This is a genomic window from Streptomyces sp. 8P21H-1 (assembly GCF_013302945.1).
The window spans coordinates 1-957 of sequence record NZ_JABTYA010000132.1 but is presented as its reverse complement, the minus strand read 5'-3'; the positions used below and the strand labels follow the sequence as shown (position 1 = coordinate 957).

Here is a 957-nt window from a genome sequence, read left to right as displayed (position 1 = left end):
GGCCCGTCCCAGACCGACGCTCCCGGACCTGCGGGCCGGCGGCGCCTTCGACGTCGAGGAACTGCGGGTGCCGGGCGGGGGCGGCGGGCCGGACGTCACGCTGGTGAGCGCCCGCCCGGCCGGGCTCACCGGACCGCTCCCGCTGCTGTACTACATGCACGGCGGAGGCATGGTCATGGGCAACGCGTGGTCCGTGCTTCCGCGGCTGCTGGCCGACTGGGCCCTTCCGCTGGGGCTGGCCGTCGTCTCCGTCGAGTACCGGCTGGCGCCGCGGGCACGGTATCCCGCGCAGGTGGAGGACTGCCGCTCCGGGCTGGTGTGGACCGCCGGGAACGCGCGCACGCTGGGTATCGACGCCGAGCGGATCGTCGTGGGCGGCAAGAGCGCCGGGGGCGGGCTCGCCGCGGCGCTCGCCCTGCTCCTGCGTGACCGGGGCGGTCCCGTCCCGGCCGGGCAGTTCCTCCTGAGCCCCATGCTCGACGACCGCGGCACCACCTTCTCCAGCCACCAGCTGGACGGTGTCGGCACCGGGGACCGGGTCTCCGGCGCGACCATGTGGCAGGCGCTGCTGGGCGAGCTGCACGGCACCGCCGAAGTGCCGCCCTACGCCGCTCCCGCCCGCGCCACGGACCTGTCCGGGCTTCCGCCCGCCTATGTGGACGTGGGGTCGGCCGAGATGTTCAGGGACGAGGGCGTCGCCTACGCCGACGCGCTCTGGCGCAGCGGGGGCCGGGCCGAACTGCATGTCTGGCCGGGCGCGTTCCACGGCTTCGACACCTTCGCTCCGCGGGCGGCCCTCAGCCGCGACGCACGCGACACCCGCCTCCACTGGCTCCACCGCACCCTCCGCCCCGGCACGACCCTCTGACGACCCGCGACGGGCACCGGTCGCCACGTCCGGCCTCGTCGGGCGCCGGTCACCCGCGACCGGCTGACAGACGCCGGTCGCCGCGGCCG

1 protein-coding gene is annotated in these 957 nt (G+C 76.4%); it reads left to right on the top strand.

The window, feature by feature from the left end:
• Positions 1-868 (top strand): alpha/beta hydrolase (locus HO151_RS02385; protein ID WP_254594650.1); only part of this gene is annotated, 868 nt, incomplete at its 5' end.
• Between the last annotated feature and the right edge of the window lie 89 nt (positions 869-957).